This window comes from Variovorax sp. 10L426 (genome assembly GCF_056395305.1).
In genome coordinates, this window is the sequence record NZ_JBFTJF010000050.1 from 1 (window position 1) to 941 (window position 941).

The window sequence follows — 941 nt, forward strand, 5'->3', positions numbered from 1 at the left end:
ACGCTGATCGGCGTGCTCCCGGGCATCGGCCCGGTGGCGACCATCGCGATGCTGCTGCCCGCCACCTACGCGCTGCCGCCCGTGTCGGCGCTGATCATGCTGGCCGGCATCTACTACGGCGCGCAATACGGCGGCTCCACCACCGCGATCCTGGTCAATCTGCCGGGTGAGTCGTCCTCGGTGGTGACCGTCATCGACGGTTACCAGATGGCTCGCAAGGGGCGGGCGGGTCCTGCGCTGGCAGCCGCCGGTTTGGGCTCGTTCTTTGCAGGTTGCGTCGGCACGCTGATCCTGGCTGCCTTCGCGCCGCCGCTGACCGAACTGGCCTTCAAGTTCGGGCCGGCCGAGTATTTCTCGCTGATGGTGCTGGGCCTGATCGGCGCCGTGGTGCTGGCTTCGGGTTCGCTGCTCAAGGCGATCGCGATGATCGTGCTGGGCCTGCTGCTGGGTCTGGTCGGCACCGACGTGAACTCCGGCGTGGCGCGCTTCAGCTTCGACATCCCGGAACTGACCGACGGCATCGGCTTCGTGACTATCGCCATGGGCGTGTTCGGCTACGGCGAAATCATCGCCAACCTGTCGCGCCCCGAGCACGAGCGCGAAGTGTTCACCGCCAAGGTGTCCGGCCTGTTCCCGACCAAAGAGGACTTCAAGCGCATGACGCCTGCCGTGCTGCGCGGTACCGCGCTGGGCGCGTCGCTCGGCATCCTGCCCGGCGGTGGTGCGTTGCTCGCGGCCTTCGCGGCCTACACGATCGAGAAGAAGACCAAGCTGCACCCGGGCGAGGTGCCCTTCGGCAAGGGCAACATCCGCGGGGTGGCCGCGCCCGAGTCGGCCAACAACGCCGGCGCGCAGACCTCCTTCATCCCGCTGCTGACGCTGGGCATCCCGCCCAACGCCGTGATGGCGCTGATGGTGGGCGCGATGACCATCCACAACAT

The 941-nt window shown here is 67.8% G+C and carries 1 protein-coding gene; it reads left to right on the plus strand.

The window, feature by feature from the left end:
* Positions 1-941: tripartite tricarboxylate transporter permease (locus AC1DHL_RS29635; protein ID WP_478164315.1), on the plus strand; the 941-nt coding region annotated here is incomplete at both ends.